Below are 20,528 nucleotides of genomic sequence, written 5' to 3' on the forward strand. Positions count from 1 at the left end.
TCTTCAGTTGTCCTTCAATGCTTTTGAGTGGGGGAAGCGGGCGTGTCAGTGCCTGCCGGGATGATCATCCGCAGTGATAACCGACTGGCGTCCGGCCCGCTTCCATACACTCTGTGAGCGAGAACGGTCGTGGTGTGCCGACCGGGTTTTTCCGACCCGAGGGGGCCGGGCAGGCGTCGAACCAGTTTCCTGGGGGCGCCAGCAGGATTCGAACCTGTTAACCGATAACCGATCAGCTTCGGCCCGTTCTCATTGCCCTGCAATCCGAGTGGGCGGTCGTGGTGCTCCGACCGGGGATTAGGAGCTCTATCCAATTGAGCTACGAGAGCAAGCTCTCGGCGGGATTCGAACCCGCAACCTCCTCCTTGAATGGGATAACCGATCGAATCCGGCCCGCCCACTGGGTTGCTGTACGAGGGAGACTGTAATGCACTACACCCTTTAACGCCAGCGAATAACCCCCGCGTCGAAATGAGCGGTAGCCGTGAGGTTTTCGAACTTGGTTGCCGCGTTCACGCCTTGCCTCCTCTCAGCCATGCCAGCCAGGCGGCGGCCACCACCACAGCCACCACCACATCAACCAGATCCGACACAACCTCACGGCTCACGCGCCCGCTCCTCTCAGCAGCAGGGCCAGCTCCCGGCGCCCCAGCTCGGTCAGCTTGTACCAGCGCCGCGCCGGTCGCCCGTCTGGTTCGGGCTCCCAGCCGTCGGTCAGCCAGCCGTCGCGCTGCATGCGCAGCAAGGCCGGGTACATGGTCCCGGAGGAGATCCCCGCCTGGCGGGTGAGGGGCCAGCCGTAATGCCGGTCGGCGGGCAGGGCGAGGAGGACGGCGGCGAGGCGACGCTCGGCCCTGAGACGGCGGACACGCAACGGATTCCAGGTCACGCGGTCTCCTCGGTGAGGGTGAGTGTCAGTCGCCCGTCCGCCAGCGCGGCATCCACCCACGGAGCCACCAACGGAAAAGCCACATTCGTCAGGGTGGCCCACCCGTCCGGGCACTCCGGATCATGCACCGGGAACGCCGCCCGAGCGAGGCGGGTGACGAGCAGGTCTCGGGCAGGGTCACGGCCCGGCAGAGCGTGACGGGCAGTCGGGAACTCGGCAGTGGTCATCAGGAATCTCCTTGCAGGGGTTAGGCTTCGGTCCAGGCGGTGACGTAGCGGTGCTGCCACGGGCCGCGCGTGACCACGAGACCGTGCTGGTTGACGATCTCGGTCCGCGCTCCCTCCCGTTCGACCGGCTCCAGATCGCCGAGGGCGTCGACATGGAGCGACACCTCTTCGCGGTACTTCACCCGGGTCGCCGCATCGAGTAGTTCCCAGTGGTCGGCGGGCGGATCGCCGGGCAGGGACGACAACTCGTCGCGCCAATGCAGGGCCTTGGCCATCCGTTCGATGGCTTCGCTGCGCCACGTCACCGCCACACCCCCAGTACGGTCTTGGCTGCCCCACCGATCCGGGACAGCACACCCAACGCCGCGGCCACGAGCCCCGCGGGAGTGGCCCGGATCGGGGGTTCGGTCCGCAGCAGTGACCGCGGCGGCTCCGGCGCGGCGCTGTACGGCGCGGTACCGGTGGAGTCGAACCACAGCGGGCGGCCGTGGTTGAGGCGGCGGCGTACCTCGTCGGTGAGCGCTTCCAGACCCGCCTCCAGGACGCCCGGATCCGGAGCTGTGTGGCCCGTGGACGCTCCAGCGGGGGTGAGGCGGGGTGGATGGACCGGTTGGGCGGCTCTCGGCTTCTGAGGCATCAAGCACCCGCCTCGGTGAAGAACTTCTTGATGCCGCCCTTGTACAGCCAGTCGGTCGTGGCCTCCAGGTCGCCGCTGGTGAAATCCTTCGGCAAGCGCATCGACCCGTCGACCTTGTTGTGCTGGTGCATGTACAGGGACTCGCCGAAGCGCACCAGCAAGTCGACCTCGTGGCCTTGGATCTCGTCGACCTCCAGCACGAACGCCGGGTCGTCGAACTCGCCAAGCTCGTCATTTACCTTGTCGAGGTGATCGCCGAGGATGGCGAGGGCGGTCATGTTGCCGTCGACCTGGAGCCAGAAGTTCCAGGTCTCGCCCTCGTGGTCGTTGGTTTCGATGAATCGGCGGTAGGTGGTCATGCGGAGTTCTCCTGGTTGTCTCGGTCGATGAAATGCGTTGCTGTCAGGCCCATGTCGCGCAGACGTGCCATCCCGGGCCTTCGTCGGGAATCGGGATCTCGAGCAGTTCGCAGAAGCGGCTAATTTGATCGGCCCAATCTGTTGCGACGTCGAGGGGCTTCAGCGGTTCGGCGCCGTAGAGGCAGCTCTGGACGGATGCCTTGACGCGCACCGCGTTTCCGCCGCATTCGTATCCGTAGCCGTCGATCTCTACGCCACACGCCTTGACCAGCGCGTACATTTCGTCGCGGCTCGCGGACCACGCTCGATACTCAGGTGAGTTGCGATAGTCCTCGCCTGTAAATCCGCCGGTCGGGTAGGGCACTTCGTTCCAGCCGAGTTTGCGCGCGAGAACCTCTTCCCAGTCCCCACCGTCCTGCCGCCATTGCGGCATTGCTTCGTCGTCGATGTCGTCGTCGTATCCGAGGTCGAAGCCCCAGAAAACGTCCGCACTCAGGCTCATTCCCACGTCAGGATTCCTTTGCGTTGTCTCGATCGATTGCTGCTTGGGCGCGGGCCGACGGTGTCGACTCCGCGAAGTCGTTGTCACTGCTGGTACGGCGTAAATGCGGGCGGCACACGTAGCAGGGGATGGGCCGGAGTTCGTCGTCGTAGCCGGTGAAACCACGGCAGCCCGGCCGCCCACACGGAGGGAGTGGCTGCCTCTCGACCGGCTCCCCGGTGCGATCAAGGGCCATCGCCCGCCTCCTCGGCTAGTGGCGGCCGGTGGTCGCAGTCCGGGCAGCACTTGATCGCTCCCCTGGCAGGCGCAGCGAGGCAACGCGTTTCAGTAGATCCGCATCCGTCGCACAGCTTGTCGGGCAGTGGTGTCCAGGCGAGGGCGGCGCGCTCAACCCCTTCACCGCCGCGACGCTGCGCGGTGAGCAGCGCGGCGTCCCGGTCATCTCGCGGGTGGACTCGATCGCCAGGCCGCGCCCTCCACCCGTACTCGAAGCCGTCGACCTCGCTGCGCGGCACCACCAGGAACTCGGCCAGGACAGCGTCAGCGAGCAACAGCCAGTTCGGCCTGGGATCTTGGGCCGCCCAGAAAGCACGCCCCAGGGCAGCCGCCAACTCGTGGCGGATCTCGTTGGCGTTCATCGGGTGCCGCCCTCCTCGGGCTCCCACTCTGCGGCGAGGAATAGCTCCACTCGGCCGGTCTTGGGATCAGACTGCCAATCCACCACGGGCTGTCCGTTGACATGGAGCTTGCCCGCGATGAGCGCGTCCTCCAGGCGGGTCATCGTTCGCCCTCCTTCCATTCAGCGAGAAGCTGCTTCGCTTCCGCATGCGGACACAACTCACCCGGCTCCAGACCGAAAAAGCCGTGCGCTTGACAGTTGCCGTTGTGGTCGAACCAGCAGTCACCGGAATCGGTGAACTCCTCGATGAGTTCGCGGAGCCGGAGCAGTTCGTCCGCCATGGCGCGGGCGTCATCGAGATCCGGGTACTTCGCGTGGCCGATCCAGTCGTGCAGCTGCTCGAAGGTGACGAACCCGCTCACCGGTCGCCCTCCCGCTTCTGCCCGGTCCATGGCAGGTGCAGCCCGTCACCCTCCCGGCGGGGTACGTAGTGCACGTGAATGTGTGGAATCGTTTGCGTGGCAGCCACTCCCGATGAGGTGATCAGGTTGAAGTCGCAGCCCTCACGGCTGGCATAGACCTCGGCGGCGCTCATAGCCACTCGGACCCCTTCCCCGCTCGGATGCTCGGAGTGCCAAGCCGGGACGAAAAGCATGTGGCCCGGCGTGACGGGGTTCAGTGGCTCGAGGCTGACGGCGCCGTCATACGCCTGCTCGAAATCGAAGGCCGCGATACGCTCGCAGAAGGGGCAGCCCTCGCGGAAGTCCCCACCGGTCCCCTCCTCCTTGGGCTCCCACAGCAGGCGCACTGGAAGGGTGATCTTCTCGCTGATGCGGTCCCAATCGTCGCCCGGATAGCTCCACCGCAGTAAGCCGTCCTCTAAGGCGATCCGTACGTACACGGCCGGGTACGGGTTTGTTTCCCAGCCCGGGTCGGCTTCGATCACGACCGCGCCGACCGGCAGGGCTTCGAGATCGGGGTAGGTCTCGATCACCCGGGTGGGAGGACGCCAGCCCCGGCGCAGCAGCTCGGCGATTGTCGCGCGCACGCCCTCCTTCAGCCCGTCGCGGACCGCGCGGTCGACTTCTTCCCAGAGGTACCCCGCGCCAGCCGGGGCTTGCGCGTCCTCGTTCTCCCGGTTCCAGGCGATCCGGGCGAGGCTCAGCAGCTCGGCCTCGGGAATCTCGTTGTCAGCCATATGTTTTCCTCGTCAGCGATTCCGGTACTTGGTGACGACGACCTTGAAGAGGTCGCCGCCAGGGGCTTGGTAGTTCAGCTGCTGGCCGTGGACGGCGTACACGTCGAACCCGGCATCAGTCAGCGCCTCACGGATCGACTGGATCTCGTCCAGCGCGGTGAGCCGGTCGCTCATGGCCGCGCCTCCCGGCTCGGGTTGCGGGGGTCGTCGATCGTGGGACGCTCCCGGCCAGCGAGAGCAGCCCGCAGCCGAGCGAGGATCTCCCCCTGCCCCTCGCCGGACACTCCGAGTGCGGCGGCGACCTCGTCCAGGGTGGAGCGCACATCCGCCAGCTCCGAGATCACGTCGTCGTGGATGACGTCCATGCTGGCGAGGGAGTCACGGGCCTGCTCCAGCTCGGTGAGCAGCTGCCCGTATGTGTTGCGCATGTGCACGATCAGCTCGGCATGGGCCGTCTCGCCGATCAGCTCGGCATCGCCGGGATCGGCTGGCGCGGTGCCGATGTAGTGTCCGCCGGACGGCCGGGCAGATCCGACTACCCAAGGAGCCAGTCCAGCTTCAGCCAAGAGCCGCCGCCCTTCGGTGATGAGGTCACGATCAGGCACGGTCGCTCACCTCCCGCAGCTCGGCGATGAGGACCGCTTCGCCTGTGGGTGCGTATCCGGATCTGATCCCTTCGGCAGTCCGTGCGCCATCGGCATCGAAAACGGCATCGCAGCAGGTGAGTTCGCCCTCGTCGTTCCTGAGCACGATGACGTAACCGAGGGAGTTCTGCTCCAACTCGGTGATGCGGGCGCAGGCAGCAGCGAGGGTGTCGATCACGTCCACCAACCCGCCATCCGGCCGGCCATGCACCCGCTCGGCCCACCCGGACACCCACACCCGGTCGGGGTCGGGTGCCTCGTAGTCGTCGAGGACAGCCTGGCGCAGCTCAGCGATCTCGGCGGCGGAGGGCAGGTGGCCGGCGGGCGCGACTGCCAGGCGTTCGCGGGCTTCGATCAGCTCCTTCGCCATCGCTGCCACCTCCCACGGGTCCGCGAGATGCGGCGCCCCCGCGAAGTGATCCAGATGCGTGCGGGACAACTCAGGCATGGGGCACCTCGTATTCGGGCATGTCGGGGAATTCGGCACGAAGCCAGGCGATCTTCGGCTTCGGCCGCCAGTGCGCGTTCGGTCGCGTACTGGGTGACCTGCTCCAGCTCGGAGAGCCGATCCAGCAACGCGCCGAGGTTGTTCACCGCGGCGGCGACCAGCTCGCACGTGGGTCGGTCTTCGTTGCGCACCGACGCCCACGCCAACCCGTTGCGGTCGCACACGAAGAACCCGGTATCGGCGGTCTGGTCCTCGCACCGGACAGCGCGGTCCACCTTGAGGGGCAGCAGATCGGGCACCTCAGCGGCGAGCAGGCGGCGCAGGACAGGGATGTTCAGGTCAGGCATGGGCACGGCTTTCTTCGGTGAGGGTGGGGTCAGGTTGGGATGTGGATTCCGGGGGGCCAGGCGCATCCCTGGCGGACGACGGGGCGGCACGCGGGGACTCGGTCCGGCGGGGCGGCTTGTGATCACACTCCGAGCCGTCAGCACGCAACCCGTCCGCGTCGCACATGCGGCACGCAGCGATCCGGGCGCGAGCAAGGCCGCGGCGCGCGCGCTCAGCGGTCTCAGGGTCGTGATCGCACAACACCATCCCGACGTAGCCACGCTCATCGCACAGGCCGCAGTTGGCCGCGGCGCGAGCACGATCCTCGGCGGCTCGGTGAACCGCGTCGGACCGCTTGCGCGCCTCGGCCCGAGCGCGGGCGCGCTCCCAGCGCTCGCGGTCACGCCGCGCCTCACGGCATCCACCGCACGGCTCCGACGTGCCACCCGGGTGGGCTGGGCAGTGCGCCCGGGGCGGGTGATCGAGGCGTTCGAAAACCCAGTCCTCGTAGTCGGCGTGGATGCGCTCGCAGTCGGCGCAGCCTTCGACGAATCTCGGATGGCCGGGATGGTCTCTGGGGGGCTGCTTCTCGCGCGCGCTACCTACCGGACTATCCCCCCTAACAGCACCACTAAAAGAGGAAGGGAAGGGATAGGAAGGGATAGGGTCCGCGGACTCCCGGCTGGACTCCTGTGCGGACTCCTGCTGTGACTCCCCAGGGGAATCCCGGCGGGAGTCCTGGGGGTTGTCCGGCTGACTGTCCGGCGGTTGTCCTGGTGGGACATTCTTACGTCTGCGCTGATCAGCCTTCCGCTTACGCTCCATTTCGCGTCGCGATTCGACATCTTCCTTGGTCTGCTGCCGCTGCTCCCACTCGTGGAACCTGTAGCCGCCATCCACCTCATGCCACAGACCCGCGACTACGAGCGCTTTACACTGTCCGACAGTGCCCAAACTGCGCGCGATCTGACGCGGAACGAAGCCATCCGAGAGCGTCTGAGCCGACCACGAACCCGCCCGGACCCACAGCCCCAGGGCCGCGTTCCCGGCCTGGATCGCCTTCGGATGAAACGCAAGAGTGTCGTCGACGTTGAACCACACCATCACGCACCACCGATCCGGTCGGCCCACAGATCGGCGTCATCAACGCCGCGCTGGCGATTGCAGGTAGAGCACGCGGCACGCAGGTTCTCGACCGTGTCCTCACCGCCGACGAGGAACGGCTTGACGTGATCGAGCTCCAGCCAGATGCCGGCCTCCTGGTCCTCGGGTGCGCCCTCGTCGACAGGATCGAAGGCGTACCCGCAGTAGACGCAGCGCCAGCTGTCGCGCTCGTACACCTCCTGGCGAACGAACCGTGAGATCGCCGGACGGCTCAGGCGCTTCGCCGCCTTCCGCGCATCGAGGCGCGTCATGGCGGCGAGCGCTCGGGCCGCGGCCGCCTTGATGGGCAGCGAACGGGTCTTGTCTGCTTCCTCGATAGCGCGGCGCAGGCGGTTCGGGTTCTTGCCGACTCCGTTGAACTCCATGTACCGGCAGATGAAGATCTCGAACTCGTCGTCGTCGATCACAATCCACCCGCGGTGGGCGAGGTCGCGCATGTTCTTCTCAACAGCCCCAGCGTCGAGATCTGATGTGAGAGAGGCGATGCGACCGGGCAAGAAGTTCATGATGCCCAGTGCGTTGAGTTCGGGCCGGAGGCACAGCATGAGAAGCGTGTGCTGCTGCGCGGCCGTGAGTGCATGGAACGCGGGCTCGCGATGAAGGCGCGTAGGAATCTGGGCAAGTTCACGCCCCATCGGGCACCTCCTGGATGTCATCGGATTCGCCGCCGGGGATCAGTCGCAGCTTCGGCCGCGGCGGGGTCGCCTCACGCCCGCCCTCCATCGGCTCCACACCCGGCCGCGCCCACTGATAGATGGCGTCCCAGTCCGCGTTGAAGTAGCGGCGCAGCACGCCACCGGTGTTCGCGGGCGGGCGCGGTTTCCCGTTGCGCCGCCACTGCTCCCGGCGTCGCTCGTAGTAGCCCTCCAAGCCCGGGCGGTGCCGCCTACACAAGCCGACGTATCGGCCTTCGCCGGTCTCTGGATCGGGGTCGACGAACCACACCTGCGAGGACCGGCCACACACGCCCTCACGGCGCACCATCGGTGCCACACATCGAGGCCGACCAGGGTTACGGTCGATGACCTCGTAGCGGGGGAAGTCGTCGCGGATGACCTTCTTGCCCCAATACCGCTGGTAGTAGTCGTCGGTGCCGTGCGCCAGCTCGGCCACCTCCGCGACCCAGTTCTTCAAGCTGCGGCGGCCCTGCTCCTTGCGGGTGGCGAGCAGCTCATCCAAGGCGAGTGCGAACAACAGCACGTCCCCGGTGAGGTCGGGGTCGTTGAGCATGCGGCGGCGGCGCTCGTCACGGGCCATGATCGCCCGCAGGTCGGTGCTCTCACGCCCCATCGGGCACCACCTCCTGATTGATCACTTCGGCGAGTGCCTGGGCGTGCCCGGTCACGACAACCCCTCCTCGAAGTCGAAACCGATCTCCATCGGCTTGGACAACCGCGCCTTGATCAGCGGCAGATAGTCCGGCTCCCGCTCGATCGCGGCACAGCGCAAGCCCTCCAGTGCACACGCCTCTGCTGTCGTGCCCGAGCCCGCGAACGGATCCAGCACGAGCCCGCCCGACGGAGTGACCAAACGCACCAGCCAGCGCATCAACCCGAGCGGCTTCACTGTGGGATGCCGGACACTGTTCACGCTCAGGCGCTCGCTACCGCGCGCCTTGGACGCGTACCGGAACACAGGGAAAAACGCGCTCGCGGATCCGCCCTCGTGCAGGACACGTTCACCGGCTGCGGTTCCGGCGCTCCCGCCCGAGAACCCGATCCCCGATCGACGGGCTATCGTCGCGGCGCCGGGCCGCCGCTGGCCGGTCTGCCGGTCCAGATCGGCTGCGGTCTTCTCGTCCAACACGACGTTGGGAGGCCACCGGTCATTGACTCGACAGCCGTCGATATCGAGTCCGCCCGTCCCGTATCGTGCGACGTTCTCAGCGACCGTCCCCGCCAGAGGCTTACGCGCCACAACGACAGGTTCGAACGCGGGTTTCAGGAACGCTGCCCCCTTCGGGAAGCCCTGCCCGTGCAGCCACGCGATCGAATCCCGGATCTCGAATCCAGCGTCCTCGACTGCCACTACGAGCCGATGCCAGGTTCGTGAGCCGCCGAAGGCCAGCAAATAGCCGCCCGGCTTGAGCACCCGGAGACATTCAGCAACCCAGGTCCCGCACCATTCCTGGAACGGCCGCCCAGCGATGTACGCCTCGGGCGTGGTGACGGTCGACTTCCCGGCCGCCGGGTTGGTGCGCCCATCCTCACGAGTGCGGAACCGAGCCGACGCGGGCTTGAACGAATCCCACTCCTGACCCATGAATTCCAAGCCGTAAGGAGGGTCGGTCACGACGGAATCCACCGAGGCGCTGGCCATCTCGCGAAGGACCACGACACAGTCGCCCGCGTGAATCGTTACCGCGTCGTCGGCGTAGTAGACGGTCAAGGCGCCACCTCCCGGTTCACGGTGTCGGCGAGCGCCTGGGCGTGCCCGTGCCGGACGTAGTCGAGCGTGTGGCGAGAGTCGAGGAGGTAGCCGCGGGCGTACGCCACCGCGCCGCCCCACGTCCGCCAGTGCTGGAACGAGCCGGGAAGCCAGAGCACATCCGTGGTCATGCCGCACCGCCGACCGGTGTGATGCTGCCGTCATCAGCGAGCCGCACGACACCGTGCAGACCGGAGATGATCGGCACTTTCAGCGGGTCGTCGCCCGCCTCCAGATGCCAGCCCTCGGCCGCCGCGTCCTTCGGATGCATCGTCACCCAGCCATGGCATTTGCGGGTGCCGTCACCGCAGGCATGGACACAGTTCGATGCCGTCCACGGACCGCCCTGGGATTGGTTGCGGCGGTGGTGAATCGACTCCGCCCGCATCACCCCGCAGATCTCGCACCAGCCACCCGAACGCTCCGCTACCAGCTTGCGGGTGGCTGTCATGCCCGGGTTCTTCGGCTTCGGCGTGCGCGGCTGACGTTTCGCCAGGCGTTGCAGCATGTGCGCCGCGATGTACTTCGGCTTCCGCTGGATAGTCACTGCCGCCCCCTGAACACGAGAAGGGCTATCGCGGTAGCCACGGCGAAGCACGCCAGCGTGACCAGCAGCGCTTGCCACCACGTCATCGGCTCACCAACAGCCCGCGCGCACTCAGCGAGAATCGTCATGCGGTCTCCTGGTATCGGTGCAGCAGCGCCTCGATAGCTGCGTCGTCGGTGGCGGTCCGCAGCTCGATGCCGTGCTCCCGCTTGAACTCCGCAGCCACCCTGTTGGGGTCGATGCCGCGGGCGTTGCACAGCCGCATCAGCTTGGCGCGGGCGAAATCAGCGGCCGGGAGCCCCGCCGCGGCCCGGGCGGCGCGCGCCCGTACCTCGTCCGCCGAGGCCACGCCCCGCTTGGTGTCCGCGGCCAGGGCCGCGACGATCGCACGACCCCAGGCACTGGTCTCGGCATTCATCAGCTCGGAATCACGGGTGAAGTTGGTCTTGCCGGGGAAGCGCTCCCAGGCCATCCCGATGCCGGGGTTCTGGTCGTTGGCATCCCGGTAGGCGGCGGCCACGACCACGATGAACGTCTGGTCCCCGAGCGTCTCGATCCGATACGGGACGGCCGGGTCGACCGGGCGCAGTGCGCCGTCCGGGTGGGCCTGTCGGAATTCCCGGATCCGCTCTGCGACCTCCACGTAGTCGCCGTTGTTGAACTTCTGGTCGCCCATGCTCACTCCCCAAATGCCCAGTCGGGCAGGCTCATCGGATGGATGTGGTCGCCATAGCCGGGCCAGTAGTCGGCGTCCCGGCACTCGGCGTAGATTGCGATCGCCTTGTCCACCTGCCGGTCCGCTTCAGCCAGCGCGGTGGTGTCCCACTCGTGCAGCGACACCAGATATGGCGGGGTCTTCTCCTGCGCGATGAAGATGCACTGCTCCACCTCGATGCCCAGTTCGCGCAGCACGCGCCGGTAGGCGGCATCCTGGATGTGGTAGCCGTACTCGGCGGCGGACTTGCGGAACGAGCGCGGTGCCGCGTTGCGGGTGGTCTTGTAGTCCACGACCAGCGCCCGATCGCCTTCCAGGACAAGGAAGTCGGTGCGGGCCCGCAGCATTACCAAACGGGTCGGGTCCATCGCGTAGGCCGACGTCTCCGCGCGGCCCGGCATGGACAGCAACTCGGCGACGGCGGACTGATTGCGCGCCACCTCGGCCATGTCGTGCACCATCTGGAACTGCTTGGTCTTCAGCGCGATCTCGCCTCGAGAACGTGCCTTGTCCCGTTCGGCCTTCGCCTTCGGGGTCCAGGTGTCGGTCTCGACCTCCACCACCGGCGCTCCGGTACCGAGCAGCAGGGTGTGCGCGGCGGTGCCCTCGTCGAACTCGTCGCAGAACACGGGCACTGCGGCCTTGAACGTTGCGGGCCCACCTTCGCGGAGCAGGGTGCGCATCCCGGAGGACGACAGGCTGTTCTTGTCGCCGTGGTAAATCGCTTCCGGGATGTCCTCGTACAGACCCGGTACGGTCGGTGCCTGGTCAGTGTCGATCGGCACGAGATGTCTCCTTGTCGGTGATGTCCTCCCGGGATCGGCACGGGAGGAGAGGGCTGTCCGAGTGGATGCAGGCACGTAGCCAGCACTCGGGAACGAAGTAGTCGGTCATCCAGCACAGGGCGTTGGTCACGTTGGCCCCCTGACGAACTCGGAGATCTCGCCGCGATCGGCAGCGTTGTTCACCGTGTAGGTGAAGCCCGGACGCTCGGAGTCGTGGACGCTGATGCGGAGGCGGCCGTCGGGGTCGCGCTCCAGCACCAGCCGGGAGAAGCCGTCGGCGAACACGAGCGCGGTCATGAGGCGGCCTGCTTCCTCAGCGCCCTAGCCTCACGTTCCTGCCGCTCCAGGCTGTAAGTGTTGAACCCCAACCGGCGCAACGTCATCCACGACAGGCCGCCATACCCATTGGCGATCCAACGCAACGCATCATCGTTGTCCATGCCCATGTTGAAGCGGGCATGCTCGTAGTCGGCGTGGATCGCGGCCTCCCGCTCCACCGTTTGCAGCCGCTTCGTCCCGTGCTTCACCCACTGCGGCGGGGCGAGTACCGCCCGGGCCCTGCGCGGCCCGGACGGCAACCACAGAAACAGCAGCCACCGGCCATCACCCGACGGGGTCGCGTACCGCTTCTGCCCGGCCGCGATGATCCCGTACGTCGTCGGGATATCGCGGCCCACGGTGACCTCGGTCAGCGTCACGACCTCACCCCCGTCCGCAGCGGGATCGCGAGGATGCGTTCGGCGTTGGCGCGTTTGATGTGCGGGTACCGGCCCTTCGCGATGCTGCCCAAGGTCTGCGGCGCGACCAACACCTGATCGCTGATCTCGGGATAGGTCATGAACTCGTGCAGCCGCTTCAGGTGCTCCACCACCGGACCGGAATCCACCAGGCCGTGCGTGCACGGGCGGCACCGCGTCGCGTTCGCGTGCTTGGTCTCGAACCAGCCACCGCACTCGGCGCAGATCTTGGTGGCCCGACCCAGCACCTGGACGCCTTCCAGCCAGCGGGCCAACGCGCGCCGTTGACGGACGTCCTCCAGGTCGAAACCCGCGCGGATACCGAACCTCTCGTCGCGCTTGACCGCTGCCTCGCCGCAGTCACGGCGAACCGGGCAGCCTTCGCAGATCGCCTGGGCGGCCTCGACTTCGCTGCGGGTATAGCTGAACCAAATCTCCGGGCACGCACTGCCGCTACATGCGGCCCGCTCCTCCCACTCGCTCACTTGCGCCTCCTGTCGCAGTCGTTGCACCGGACCAGCCCGCGGGCGCGCTGCACCACGACCACGCGCCGCGAGACCGGGGCGTTGCAGACGACGCACCGGAACGCTGTCGAGACGGCGAGAGCGAGTTTCTGGTTCTCCTCGTGCCGCCGATAGATCCGGCAGGTTCGGCACTCACACGCGGGGCCGGGCTTGTGATCAGGGCAGGTCACTCCGCGGTACGTTCTGCCGAGGACGATCGACCGGATCGTGTCCTTGCATCGCCCGAACTGCTCAGCGATCCGCGCAGGCTGGACGCCGCGGTCGTGCAGGCGCACGATCTCCAGCACCTGCTCGTCCGAGAGCGGCGGTTTCCGGGCCATCACAGGACTCCGTCCCGGTCGGCGACCCACCGGTCATGCCCGCGGTCCCACGCATCCCCGACCAGATCGTCGGCGTCGTCCTCGTCGTCGGGATCGGCTGGGGCGCACGAGTACTCCTCGCCCGGCCCGGCCACGATCCCGACCAGCGCCCACAACAGAAACCCCGCAGCCATCAACTGCCAGCCCCGCCCGAGCACGTCCCACCACGCCGGGGTCACCGCCGCGCCTCCTCGAGGTCGAAGGGCTGATTCGCCGATGTCGGACCGAGACAATCCGCGCACGGACACGGACCCATGGCCTTCACCCACCGCGCGGCACCCGGGCGGTTGCCGGTGTGCATCCGCGCGCCCCGGTCATGCGCGGCCTGCGGGGCCACCCACCATTCACGCCCGGCCATCGGTCACCTCCAGCCCGGCTCGAAACTTCCCGCACCAGCAGCAGCCGTGCTTGTGCTCGGCCGCCTCCACCGCGCACACAGCGCCGCTCGAGGTGTCCGGCACCGGATTGCGGAAGTCCTCACCATCAGCGGTGACGTCGTCGCGGAACCCCTGCGTCACCCATCCGTGCATGACGGCCGGGCAGACGGTAGGGATCTTGGACAGGGTCTGCGCCAACGCTTCTCGCTGCTCACGCCCGGCCAGCATGGTGCACCACCTCGTAGCCGAGACCGTTCAACGCGGACATGTGATTCGAGCCGTGCATCAACACCGCCGGACTCACCAGATCACCGGTGTCGTAAGCCGCGAACACCTCCGTCACCCCAGTACGCCGGTTACAGGCGACGATCACGCTCGAGGTGACGCCCACCTGCCACAGCAGCGGCGGCTCCAGCACGTAGACCGCAGCCCCGCGGTCAAGGAACGGAGACCCGCCCCAGAACGGGCGCACGTCGGTGCGGTAGGCGTGGCCGATGGTGCCGGTCATGACCGCACCTCGCCGATGTAGCGGACATACAGAACGCCCGCAGCGGACCGCGCCTGGAACTCCCCGCGCCGGAACGCGGGAATCACACCCCGATGGATCTTCGACGTGTACGTCTTCGCCGACAGCGCGCTGATCGGCGTCGGCCACTGCGCCCACACGCCCGGGCGTTCCCGCAGCGCTGCGGCGAAGTCGGCTATCGGCGACGACACTGGCAGCTCGGTCACGAAACGGATAGCCATCAGTGCTTTCCTCCCTTCTCTGCCCAGCTCCACTCCGGCCAGTCGTTGGCGGGCGGTGCGGTCCGGGCGGGCGGGTCATGGGACTCGCTGCGGTGCAGAGCCACGGCCAGCGCCACTACGAAGGCGTGCGTGAACCGGTCAGCCAGATACGGGGGAAGATGCGGGCGGCTCACGACTCCGCCCCCTCGTCCCACCCACCGGTCACACCGAGCCACAGGTCATACGCCACCTCAGCCACCCGAGCCGTGCCCGGATTCGCGGCCATCACCCGCTCCAAATACGCGACCCGCGACGGGCCATGCGTCATCCCCACCACATGCTCAGCGACCTCACGCACACCAGCCGGTTGCGGGAACTGCTCGTCCAACAGGACTTCCAGGAAGGCGCGCAGGTTCATCGCTGCACCGCCTCACCGGCGGGGCGAACACACACCCACTCGACTCGGCCATGCGCGTCGACCACCGATACCGCCCCGAGCGCGACAGTGAGTTCCTTCCACTGCGGGAAGTACTTGCGCCGCAGGACTTCGCACCGGGCATCGACATCGGCCATCGCCGCCGACATCGCCTCGGCACCGGCACCCGTCAGCCCGCGCTCGTTCGCTTCCCGCAGCACCGCGAACGCGGCCTCCCGGGCATCGTCGATCGCGACCACCTCGGCACGGAAGTCCTCCGCCATCACCGCCCACAAGTGCAGTCCGACCCGCACATGCGGTGTCGCAGCCGGATACTCGGTCACGTACTCGATGACCTCGTCCCGGATCTGTGCGTCATCCAACGCCGAGAAGTGCTCGGCCAACGTGTGTTCCGGAGTCCCCTCCGGGGCGTGCATCAGCTCATCGAGGTAACGCTGACACGCAGGTGAATGGACAGCCATTGGTATGCTCTCTTCTTGCGTTCTTCTGTTAGGTCGGCCGTCCGAGGTCACGTCTCGGGCGGCCGAATCCCCTCACGGGGACGCTTGGGAAGTAGGCCCCGGCTCGAGACCGGGGCCTACGGCCTCCACACCGGGACGCTTCACCGGCGCAGAGGAAGACTTCGGGTCGGCGTACTCCGTGCAGCGGTCATCGCACGGCTCAGCAGCCGTATGGGAATGCAGCGCCATCACCGCGACGCCAGCCCACGGATTCAGGTCAGGCACTCGCGATTCGAGGACGTCGTCCTTCGGCACCGACACGGGCGGCGGGCGACGGAACATCCGGGCCAGGAGCAGAGCGGCCGGGACCGCCAGCAGCGACCACACCGCGAGGACAGCCAGGAGCGTGCTCATCGCCGCCCCCGAACCGCGGCCCGCGCCAGCGCCGCCAGCACGAACGCGACCGCGCCCGCCACCGCGAACCCCAACGTGGCCAGCGCGACCCGCACCACGGCCACCAGCGCGTCAGCGCCGATCACCGTCGACAGGAACAGCACCCAGCCCGACAGGATCGCCAGCACCGCCAGCCACACCGTTATGCGGACGATCGACCAGGCATCAACGACATAGGCACGCAGACGGGTCATGACGCACCGCCCTTGCCGCCGATCTCGCGGCGCAGCTGCTCGTCCAGCGCGAGGTCCAGTTGCAACTGCGACTGGATGTCGCCCAGCGAACGCCGCGTGTCCACCAGCTTCCGCGTCAGCTCCGGCAGCACGTGAGGGTGGATCGTCCAGGCGGAACCGGTGAACCAAAACCATTGCCGGTACGCCTTTTTCGGCTTGCAGCAGTCCTGCATCAGCACGCCGCCATCCCGAAGTGCCCGCGTGATATCCACGACCTCGAGGGGGATGCCGTACCGCTGCCGAATCAGCGCCGCCAGCTCGGTCCACGTGACCGTCGTCGGCTGGAACACCTTCTCTCGATTGCCGGTGAAGTGCGCCTCGATCACATCGGCCACCTCACGCTGGTAGTCGGCCAGCTTCGGGCGGACATGCTCCGCCACCCGGGACAGCGGGATCGTCGCCAGATGCATCAGGAAGGTCCGGATGTCCGCGACAACAACGTTGCGCCGCTGCGTCTCTCCGGGGAGCTGCACTGCCGTTACAGCAGTGCAGGCCCAATGCCGCTCCTGAACGTTGGCGATCTGCCGGTCAGCGTCCAAGCCGATCAGCTCGAAAGCCCGCTTCAGCACGACGTGCGGCTTGCCGTCCTCCAGGACGACCAGCAGGTCGTCGCCGTGGAAGTTGATGGTCTCGACGACGTTCACTCGACCCCCTCGGGAGTGCGGGACTTGGCGTAGGAGAAGAGTTCGTCGTGGTCGAAGAACACCTGCTTGCCGTCACGGCGGCCGACGATCTCGCGCCGCTCGCGGAGGGTGTCGAGCTGACGTAAGGAGATGGAGAGCATGTGTGCGGCTTCGGCGCGCGTGTAGCGAATCCGAACGTTCGCCCCGTGTTCCAAGGAGAGATGCACGCTCATACGGCACCGCCCTCGCCTTGCAGATGGCGATTGGCGTCGGCCGCCGAGGTCGGCGCCATGGCAGCGATAGCGGCCCGGATGTCGTCTGGCGCGAACGTCCAAACCCGACCGCTCTTGCGGCCTGGTATCCGCCCCGAGCGGACGCGTTTCTTCAGCCAGTCCTCAGTGACGTGGAGCCGCTCGGCGGTCTCGCTCAGGGTGTAGAGACGCAGTTCATCTGTCGAGGTCATCCGCAGTTTCTCCGTGATCAGATCGATCAGGCGGCCGATCTGGACGCCGATTACAGCGGCGATTCGGCTCAGCTCGTTCATGGTGAAGGCGGTCTGGCCGCGCATCCGGCGTCGCCAGGCAGTGGGGGTGATATGCGCGCCCTGGGCGACAGATGCCGCAGTCAGCTCGGTCCGTGCGATTGCGTCACGGACCGCTTCTGCGGTCGCCGTGTTGATGGGGAACATATCGACCACATTAGGGACAAATCTGTCCCTTTGCAAGACTTGCTAGTCCCTCTAGGGGACGGTTCAGTCACCACTCGGCAACCGCGAGGACAAGGCGCTGGCGCTGGTGCGCCTCTTGCCGAATGGTCAGATTTGACCCCAGAATGGACAGCATGACGACATCGCCTGCCGATCCTGACTACCAGGACGACGACGAGATGGACGCCGCAGCGCGCAAGCTGGACTTAGCGCTCGGCGAGGCAATCCGCATATTGCGGCTGGAGCGACGCTGGAGCCAGGACGATCTCGCCTACCGCTCGCATATCAGCAAGCGCACCATCGGCCGTATCGAGCGAGGGGAGTCGTCGCTGCAGATGCCGCAAATGTTCAAGATCGCGACCGCGCTCGGCCTCGAACTGCCCGACATCATGCAGCGAGCGAGCGAGCTACAGGCCAAGGGCTTCGGAGGTTAGCGCTTTCAGCACCTTGGCGGGATCATGCCCGCGCGCCGCGACGGCCAGGATGAACCGACTGGCTGACATGTGCCTCGCGGCCACGATCAGGTCCGATAGATCCTCGGCGACTCGGCCGGTCTGCACCACGTCCGCCGCGCTGCCCTGCCGCGGCATGGTCGGTGCACTGTCGGGGAACAGGCCAGGCGAGGAGCTTCGAAACAGTCGCCGACCCATCGGAAGCGCTTCGCGCAATGGTCGGCCATCCGAATTCCCTTCTGGCACCCTATTGTTCACTTTGATCCTCCCGCAGCAAACACGCTCCCCTGCCCACTGGGGTCGCTGAGACCTGGTGTACGGAACCTCACATCAGGGTCCGTCCGATACAGACCCTACGGTCAAAATCTTGACCTGACAATACGGTCTCGGGATAACCTCTAGACCATGGATCGGGGAAGCCTCGACAGGGCCTTTGGCTACGAGCTACGCGTTCGCCGACAGGAAGCTGGGCTAACGATTGACCAGATGTGGGCGGCGCTGCGGTGGCGTCGTGGCACGTACAAGCGGACCGAGGCCGGTGACCGCAGCATGTCGCCCAGCGATATCTTCGATGTTGCCGAGATCCTAAACATTTCTCCCACAACATTTTTCGCGCAGGCCAGGAAACGGTGGAAGGCGGGCGACTATCCGAGCCCGACCGGAGTCGATGAATGGCGCGACATTCTCGGTCTGTGATGTATCAATCCAAATCGGCCGCAGCTGTCGGTGCCGAATCGTACGATCCGATCATGTTGCTCGTGCTCGTCGGCTTTCTCACCCTCCTGATCGCAGTCTGCCTGGCCCGTCTCATCTTTCTTCGCGCGAGATGGTTGCCCGACGAAGAGCCACACCGTCGCACCGCTCGCCGATGGATGACCGGAGGACTGTGCGCAATCGCGCTCGGCTTCGTGCTCTACCTACCGGCCGTCGACAGAGCCATCGACCCAGTCCTCGCCGATCGTATCGGTTGGGCCAATCTTTCCGACCTCGGGCACGTCCTGCACACACTGGCGGCGTGGTGGGTGCTGGGGATTCTCGCGCTTCGCGTGCTCAAGCGGGACACCCAGATCCGCAGCTGGGTGCGACGACTCCAATCGCTCATAGGCGGGCCTAGGCACGAAACGGCGTTACGGCTGTGGACTGCCGTCAACGCCATCACGGCCGCCGCCGTTGTGTCCGTGTTCGCGGTGAGCGAGCTCCCGCACACAGAGGTCGAAGACGTGCTCGAGTTGAACGACACCGGCACCCGGGCGCTCGCCATCATGTACGGCGGATGGGCGTTCGTGGGAGGCATCCTCGTCGTCGCGGCAGCCGCCACTCACCTGCGCGCCCCCCGAGCTCCCCGTCGGGCGCTGTGGGTGATGCTCGGCATCGGCACGTGTGGCATCGGATACTCGGCTACCGCTGCCGCGGTAGCCGCGATCGGCGGCATCGACACGCTGCGAGCGCACGCCCTGGACGTCATGGCGCCATGGGCGATCGTCGGGCTCGCGCTACTGTCGCTCAGCGGCGCGGTCGGGTTGGTCCACGCCGCCGAGAGCCTGCGATCCCGCACAGCGGAATAGCCAAGCGGCGATCACCTCGTTTCCGCTGCATTCTCTGACAGCTCCAGCAACCCGTCCAGATTCCCGAGCGCCTTGCGCGCCAGCGACAAGTCGACATGCGCGTAGATCCGCTGCGCCGCAACGGTGGAATGACCCATGATCTGCATCCGTACCGCCTCCTCTACGCCCATCTCCTGAAGCAGTGTCGCTGTCGTGTGCCGCGCATCGTGGAGCCGGACGTCGGGAACTTTCGCGCGTGCCAGCGCGTCATGCCATGCCTGGTTGTCGTACTTGTTCGGGATCGGCCTACCCTTCTCCGTCGCCCAGACCAGCCCGTAGTCGTTGGGCTCGGCCGTTGACTTGTACACCTTGAGAACGGCGGCCAGCGGCACCGGCAGGGGAGTGAGCCGCTTGGACCGCTCGCTCTTCGGGCGCTTCAACGCGAATCGCCGATACAAGGGTCGGATCTCGTAGCCCGCCGGCACGTCGAATCTGTCCGGGTCGTCGAGCGATGCACCCGGCTTGGTACGCATGGACTGGAGCTGCCAGGACAGATCCACTGTCATGTTCTCCAGGTCCACCCGGTCCCACTCCAGGCCGAGCAGCTCGCCCTGGCGCGCGCCCAGCATGAACGCCGCCGCCCACCGAGTCACCATCGGGTCCTCGACCTCCATCGCCGCCATAAGCACCCTGCGCGCCTCATCGGACTTGAGCGCCTTGCCCGCCTGGGAGACGGCTTTCGGCTTCGGGATGTGCTCAGCGGGGTTGCGCCTGATGACGCGCTCCTTGACCGCGTCCTCCATGGACTTGCGCCAGACGAAATGCGTGAGCTGCACCATCCGCCCCGACCACTTCTCGCCGACGAATTTGAGGTTCCCGCGGATCTTCGCCGGAGTTACAGGCAGCTGCTGCTTCTCACCGATGTATTCGATGATCTGGTTGTCGATGATCCCTTTGTAGCCGCGGTAGGTCTTCGGCTCGGTGTGCGGTTTGACGATCTCCTCGACCCAGTAATCCATCCACTTTTTCACCGTCATCCGCGCCCGCGGGGAGTACTCCCCGCTTTCGACCTCGGTGATGAGATCGCGGAGCTTCCGGTTGGCGATCTGGAAATCGCGCGAGGACACCGATGCGCGCCGCATCTCCCCGTACTCGTCCTCGTAGCTGTAGGTCCCGATCCACAGCCCCTTGTCCTTGCCGGACTTGCGCTGGGACAGCCCGCCGGTGCCGCGAGGGCGGCGGCGGTGGGGCTCCTTGGGGGTAGTCTTCCTCGGCTGTGGCATCTGCGGCCCTCCGGCATCCGGCCCTTGACAGGCGCTACACACTAACTGCACACTAAGTGTTGCGCGCAGGTGCGTGCGGATGCAATACCTAAACCGCTGTTTACCAGCACTATTCGAAACGAGCGCAGCTGGCAGAGCGCCTACCCT

40 protein-coding genes are annotated in these 20,528 nt (G+C 66.7%); 3 read left to right on the plus strand and 37 right to left on the minus strand.

All coding sequences use genetic code 11. The features are described from left to right. Positions 1 to 604: 604 nt before the first annotated feature. From QMO76_RS33960 to QMO76_RS34135, 36 genes are all read right to left on the minus strand, one after another. Entirely contained in the window at positions 605 to 889 is a 285-nt protein-coding gene (locus tag QMO76_RS33960; RefSeq protein WP_306365469.1) for a PadR family transcriptional regulator, read from the minus strand. Continuing rightward, positions 886 to 1,116: a hypothetical protein gene (locus QMO76_RS33965; protein ID WP_306365470.1), complete on the minus strand. Its 231-nt coding sequence runs from the start codon at positions 1,114 to 1,116 to the stop codon at positions 886 to 888. Before QMO76_RS33965 ends, QMO76_RS33960 begins: the two co-directional genes overlap by 4 nt. A gap of 20 nt (positions 1,117 to 1,136) precedes the next feature. Then, on the minus strand, positions 1,137 to 1,421 hold the full coding sequence (locus tag QMO76_RS33970) for a hypothetical protein (protein ID WP_306365471.1): 285 nt from the start codon (positions 1,419 to 1,421) through the stop codon (positions 1,137 to 1,139). Next, the gene (locus QMO76_RS33975) at positions 1,418 to 1,753 is read right to left on the minus strand and encodes a hypothetical protein (protein WP_306365472.1); all 336 of its coding nucleotides are present in this window, start codon (positions 1,751 to 1,753) and stop codon (positions 1,418 to 1,420) included. The genes QMO76_RS33970 and QMO76_RS33975 overlap by 4 nt, the downstream gene beginning before the upstream one ends. After that, positions 1,753 to 2,112, minus strand: coding sequence for a hypothetical protein (locus QMO76_RS33980; RefSeq protein WP_306365473.1), 360 nt, complete (start codon positions 2,110 to 2,112; stop codon positions 1,753 to 1,755). Before QMO76_RS33980 ends, QMO76_RS33975 begins: the two co-directional genes overlap by 1 nt. 43 nt (positions 2,113 to 2,155) lie before the next feature. Continuing rightward, the gene (locus QMO76_RS33985; RefSeq protein ID WP_306365474.1) at positions 2,156 to 2,620 is read right to left on the minus strand and encodes a hypothetical protein; all 465 of its coding nucleotides are present in this window, start codon (positions 2,618 to 2,620) and stop codon (positions 2,156 to 2,158) included. Positions 2,621 to 2,838: 218 nt separating this feature from the next. Next, a complete protein-coding gene (locus tag QMO76_RS33990; protein WP_306365475.1) occupies positions 2,839 to 3,252 on the minus strand; it encodes a hypothetical protein in 414 nt (137 codons plus the stop codon). Continuing rightward, complete coding sequence (locus QMO76_RS33995; RefSeq protein WP_306365476.1) at positions 3,249 to 3,395, minus strand: hypothetical protein; 147 nt, start codon at positions 3,393 to 3,395, stop codon at positions 3,249 to 3,251. Before QMO76_RS33995 ends, QMO76_RS33990 begins: the two co-directional genes overlap by 4 nt. Next, a complete protein-coding gene (locus QMO76_RS34000; protein ID WP_306365477.1) occupies positions 3,392 to 3,655 on the minus strand; it encodes a hypothetical protein in 264 nt (87 codons plus the stop codon). The genes QMO76_RS33995 and QMO76_RS34000 overlap by 4 nt, the downstream gene beginning before the upstream one ends. Beyond that, positions 3,652 to 4,431: an HIT family protein gene (locus QMO76_RS34005; protein WP_306365478.1), complete on the minus strand. Its 780-nt coding sequence runs from the start codon at positions 4,429 to 4,431 to the stop codon at positions 3,652 to 3,654. Before QMO76_RS34005 ends, QMO76_RS34000 begins: the two co-directional genes overlap by 4 nt. 12 nt (positions 4,432 to 4,443) lie before the next feature. After that, a complete protein-coding gene (locus tag QMO76_RS34010) occupies positions 4,444 to 4,605 on the minus strand; it encodes a hypothetical protein (protein ID WP_306365479.1) in 162 nt (53 codons plus the stop codon). Beyond that, positions 4,602 to 5,036, minus strand: a complete 435-nt coding sequence (locus tag QMO76_RS34015; protein WP_306365480.1) for a hypothetical protein — start codon at positions 5,034 to 5,036, stop codon at positions 4,602 to 4,604. Before QMO76_RS34015 ends, QMO76_RS34010 begins: the two co-directional genes overlap by 4 nt. Next, positions 5,029 to 5,445 carry a hypothetical protein gene (locus QMO76_RS34020; RefSeq protein WP_306365481.1) on the minus strand — a complete coding sequence of 139 codons (417 nt, stop codon included), beginning with the start codon at positions 5,443 to 5,445 and terminating at the stop codon, positions 5,029 to 5,031. Before QMO76_RS34020 ends, QMO76_RS34015 begins: the two co-directional genes overlap by 8 nt. Further along, entirely contained in the window at positions 5,430 to 5,870 is a 441-nt protein-coding gene (locus QMO76_RS34025; protein ID WP_306365482.1) for a hypothetical protein, read from the minus strand. The genes QMO76_RS34020 and QMO76_RS34025 overlap by 16 nt, the downstream gene beginning before the upstream one ends. 1,083 nt (positions 5,871 to 6,953) lie before the next feature. Beyond that, positions 6,954 to 7,649, minus strand: a complete 696-nt coding sequence (locus QMO76_RS34030; protein WP_306365483.1) for an HNH endonuclease — start codon at positions 7,647 to 7,649, stop codon at positions 6,954 to 6,956. Further along, positions 7,639 to 8,304 carry a hypothetical protein gene (locus QMO76_RS34035; protein WP_306365484.1) on the minus strand — a complete coding sequence of 222 codons (666 nt, stop codon included), beginning with the start codon at positions 8,302 to 8,304 and terminating at the stop codon, positions 7,639 to 7,641. Before QMO76_RS34035 ends, QMO76_RS34030 begins: the two co-directional genes overlap by 11 nt. A gap of 51 nt (positions 8,305 to 8,355) precedes the next feature. Continuing rightward, positions 8,356 to 9,402, minus strand: a complete 1,047-nt coding sequence (locus QMO76_RS34040; protein WP_306365485.1) for a site-specific DNA-methyltransferase — start codon at positions 9,400 to 9,402, stop codon at positions 8,356 to 8,358. Next, positions 9,399 to 9,572, minus strand: coding sequence for a hypothetical protein (locus QMO76_RS34045; protein ID WP_306365486.1), 174 nt, complete (start codon positions 9,570 to 9,572; stop codon positions 9,399 to 9,401). The genes QMO76_RS34040 and QMO76_RS34045 overlap by 4 nt, the downstream gene beginning before the upstream one ends. Further along, on the minus strand, positions 9,569 to 9,988 hold the full coding sequence (locus QMO76_RS34050; protein WP_306365487.1) for an HNH endonuclease: 420 nt from the start codon (positions 9,986 to 9,988) through the stop codon (positions 9,569 to 9,571). The genes QMO76_RS34045 and QMO76_RS34050 overlap by 4 nt, the downstream gene beginning before the upstream one ends. Further along, complete coding sequence (locus QMO76_RS34055) at positions 9,985 to 10,116, minus strand: hypothetical protein (RefSeq protein WP_306365488.1); 132 nt, start codon at positions 10,114 to 10,116, stop codon at positions 9,985 to 9,987. The genes QMO76_RS34050 and QMO76_RS34055 overlap by 4 nt, the downstream gene beginning before the upstream one ends. Next, positions 10,113 to 10,664, minus strand: coding sequence for a hypothetical protein (locus QMO76_RS34060; RefSeq protein WP_306365489.1), 552 nt, complete (start codon positions 10,662 to 10,664; stop codon positions 10,113 to 10,115). The genes QMO76_RS34055 and QMO76_RS34060 overlap by 4 nt, the downstream gene beginning before the upstream one ends. Positions 10,665 to 10,666: 2 nt before the next feature. Beyond that, positions 10,667 to 11,488 carry a PD-(D/E)XK nuclease-like domain-containing protein gene (locus tag QMO76_RS34065; protein ID WP_306365490.1) on the minus strand — a complete coding sequence of 274 codons (822 nt, stop codon included), beginning with the start codon at positions 11,486 to 11,488 and terminating at the stop codon, positions 10,667 to 10,669. Between the two features lie 126 nt (positions 11,489 to 11,614). Then, positions 11,615 to 11,785 (minus strand): hypothetical protein, encoded by a 171-nt coding sequence (locus QMO76_RS34070; RefSeq protein ID WP_306365491.1) that lies wholly within the window; start codon positions 11,783 to 11,785, stop codon positions 11,615 to 11,617. Continuing rightward, positions 11,782 to 12,186, minus strand: a complete 405-nt coding sequence (locus tag QMO76_RS34075) for a hypothetical protein (protein WP_306365492.1) — start codon at positions 12,184 to 12,186, stop codon at positions 11,782 to 11,784. The genes QMO76_RS34070 and QMO76_RS34075 overlap by 4 nt, the downstream gene beginning before the upstream one ends. After that, on the minus strand, positions 12,183 to 12,710 hold the full coding sequence (locus tag QMO76_RS34080; protein ID WP_306365493.1) for a WhiB family transcriptional regulator: 528 nt from the start codon (positions 12,708 to 12,710) through the stop codon (positions 12,183 to 12,185). The genes QMO76_RS34075 and QMO76_RS34080 overlap by 4 nt, the downstream gene beginning before the upstream one ends. After that, complete coding sequence (locus QMO76_RS34085; protein WP_306365494.1) at positions 12,707 to 13,069, minus strand: hypothetical protein; 363 nt, start codon at positions 13,067 to 13,069, stop codon at positions 12,707 to 12,709. The genes QMO76_RS34080 and QMO76_RS34085 overlap by 4 nt, the downstream gene beginning before the upstream one ends. After that, complete coding sequence (locus QMO76_RS34090) at positions 13,069 to 13,287, minus strand: hypothetical protein (protein ID WP_306365495.1); 219 nt, start codon at positions 13,285 to 13,287, stop codon at positions 13,069 to 13,071. Before QMO76_RS34090 ends, QMO76_RS34085 begins: the two co-directional genes overlap by 1 nt. 165 nt (positions 13,288 to 13,452) lie before the next feature. Beyond that, on the minus strand, positions 13,453 to 13,713 hold the full coding sequence (locus QMO76_RS34095) for a hypothetical protein (protein ID WP_306365496.1): 261 nt from the start codon (positions 13,711 to 13,713) through the stop codon (positions 13,453 to 13,455). After that, on the minus strand, positions 13,697 to 13,993 hold the full coding sequence (locus QMO76_RS34100; RefSeq protein ID WP_306365497.1) for a hypothetical protein: 297 nt from the start codon (positions 13,991 to 13,993) through the stop codon (positions 13,697 to 13,699). Before QMO76_RS34100 ends, QMO76_RS34095 begins: the two co-directional genes overlap by 17 nt. After that, entirely contained in the window at positions 13,990 to 14,232 is a 243-nt protein-coding gene (locus QMO76_RS34105) for a hypothetical protein (protein ID WP_306365498.1), read from the minus strand. The genes QMO76_RS34100 and QMO76_RS34105 overlap by 4 nt, the downstream gene beginning before the upstream one ends. Before the next feature lie 169 nt (positions 14,233 to 14,401). Further along, on the minus strand, positions 14,402 to 14,629 hold the full coding sequence (locus QMO76_RS34110; protein ID WP_306365499.1) for a hypothetical protein: 228 nt from the start codon (positions 14,627 to 14,629) through the stop codon (positions 14,402 to 14,404). Further along, complete coding sequence (locus tag QMO76_RS34115) at positions 14,626 to 15,159, minus strand: hypothetical protein (RefSeq protein ID WP_306365500.1); 534 nt, start codon at positions 15,157 to 15,159, stop codon at positions 14,626 to 14,628. The genes QMO76_RS34110 and QMO76_RS34115 overlap by 4 nt, the downstream gene beginning before the upstream one ends. Before the next feature lie 338 nt (positions 15,160 to 15,497). After that, positions 15,498 to 15,734 carry a hypothetical protein gene (locus tag QMO76_RS34120; protein ID WP_306365501.1) on the minus strand — a complete coding sequence of 79 codons (237 nt, stop codon included), beginning with the start codon at positions 15,732 to 15,734 and terminating at the stop codon, positions 15,498 to 15,500. Next, positions 15,731 to 16,417, minus strand: a complete 687-nt coding sequence (locus tag QMO76_RS34125) for a phage antirepressor N-terminal domain-containing protein (RefSeq protein WP_306365502.1) — start codon at positions 16,415 to 16,417, stop codon at positions 15,731 to 15,733. The genes QMO76_RS34120 and QMO76_RS34125 overlap by 4 nt, the downstream gene beginning before the upstream one ends. Continuing rightward, complete coding sequence (locus QMO76_RS34130; RefSeq protein WP_306365503.1) at positions 16,414 to 16,629, minus strand: hypothetical protein; 216 nt, start codon at positions 16,627 to 16,629, stop codon at positions 16,414 to 16,416. Before QMO76_RS34130 ends, QMO76_RS34125 begins: the two co-directional genes overlap by 4 nt. Then, entirely contained in the window at positions 16,626 to 17,084 is a 459-nt protein-coding gene (locus tag QMO76_RS34135) for a helix-turn-helix domain-containing protein (protein ID WP_306365504.1), read from the minus strand. Before QMO76_RS34135 ends, QMO76_RS34130 begins: the two co-directional genes overlap by 4 nt. Positions 17,085 to 17,236: 152 nt before the next feature. Between QMO76_RS34135 and QMO76_RS34140 the strand changes: the two genes are divergently transcribed. The 3 genes from QMO76_RS34140 to QMO76_RS34150 all read left to right on the plus strand — a co-directional run bounded on the left by QMO76_RS34140 (position 17,237) and on the right by QMO76_RS34150 (position 19,119). After that, on the plus strand, positions 17,237 to 17,536 hold the full coding sequence (locus QMO76_RS34140) for a helix-turn-helix transcriptional regulator (RefSeq protein WP_306365505.1): 300 nt from the start codon (positions 17,237 to 17,239) through the stop codon (positions 17,534 to 17,536). Between the two features lie 423 nt (positions 17,537 to 17,959). Then, positions 17,960 to 18,250, plus strand: coding sequence for a helix-turn-helix domain-containing protein (locus QMO76_RS34145; RefSeq protein WP_081872763.1), 291 nt, complete (start codon positions 17,960 to 17,962; stop codon positions 18,248 to 18,250). Positions 18,251 to 18,303: 53 nt separating this feature from the next. Further along, positions 18,304 to 19,119 carry a hypothetical protein gene (locus tag QMO76_RS34150; protein WP_306365506.1) on the plus strand — a complete coding sequence of 272 codons (816 nt, stop codon included), beginning with the start codon at positions 18,304 to 18,306 and terminating at the stop codon, positions 19,117 to 19,119. Between the two features lie 11 nt (positions 19,120 to 19,130). Here QMO76_RS34150 and QMO76_RS34155 read toward each other — a convergent pair whose 3' ends face one another. Further along, positions 19,131 to 20,381, minus strand: a complete 1,251-nt coding sequence (locus tag QMO76_RS34155; RefSeq protein WP_306365507.1) for a site-specific integrase — start codon at positions 20,379 to 20,381, stop codon at positions 19,131 to 19,133. Positions 20,382 to 20,528 lie beyond the last annotated feature (147 nt).

Origin of the sequence: Nocardia sp. CC227C, assembly GCF_030767025.1 — a bacterium.
In the GTDB taxonomy this organism is placed as follows: domain Bacteria; phylum Actinomycetota; class Actinomycetes; order Mycobacteriales; family Mycobacteriaceae; genus Nocardia.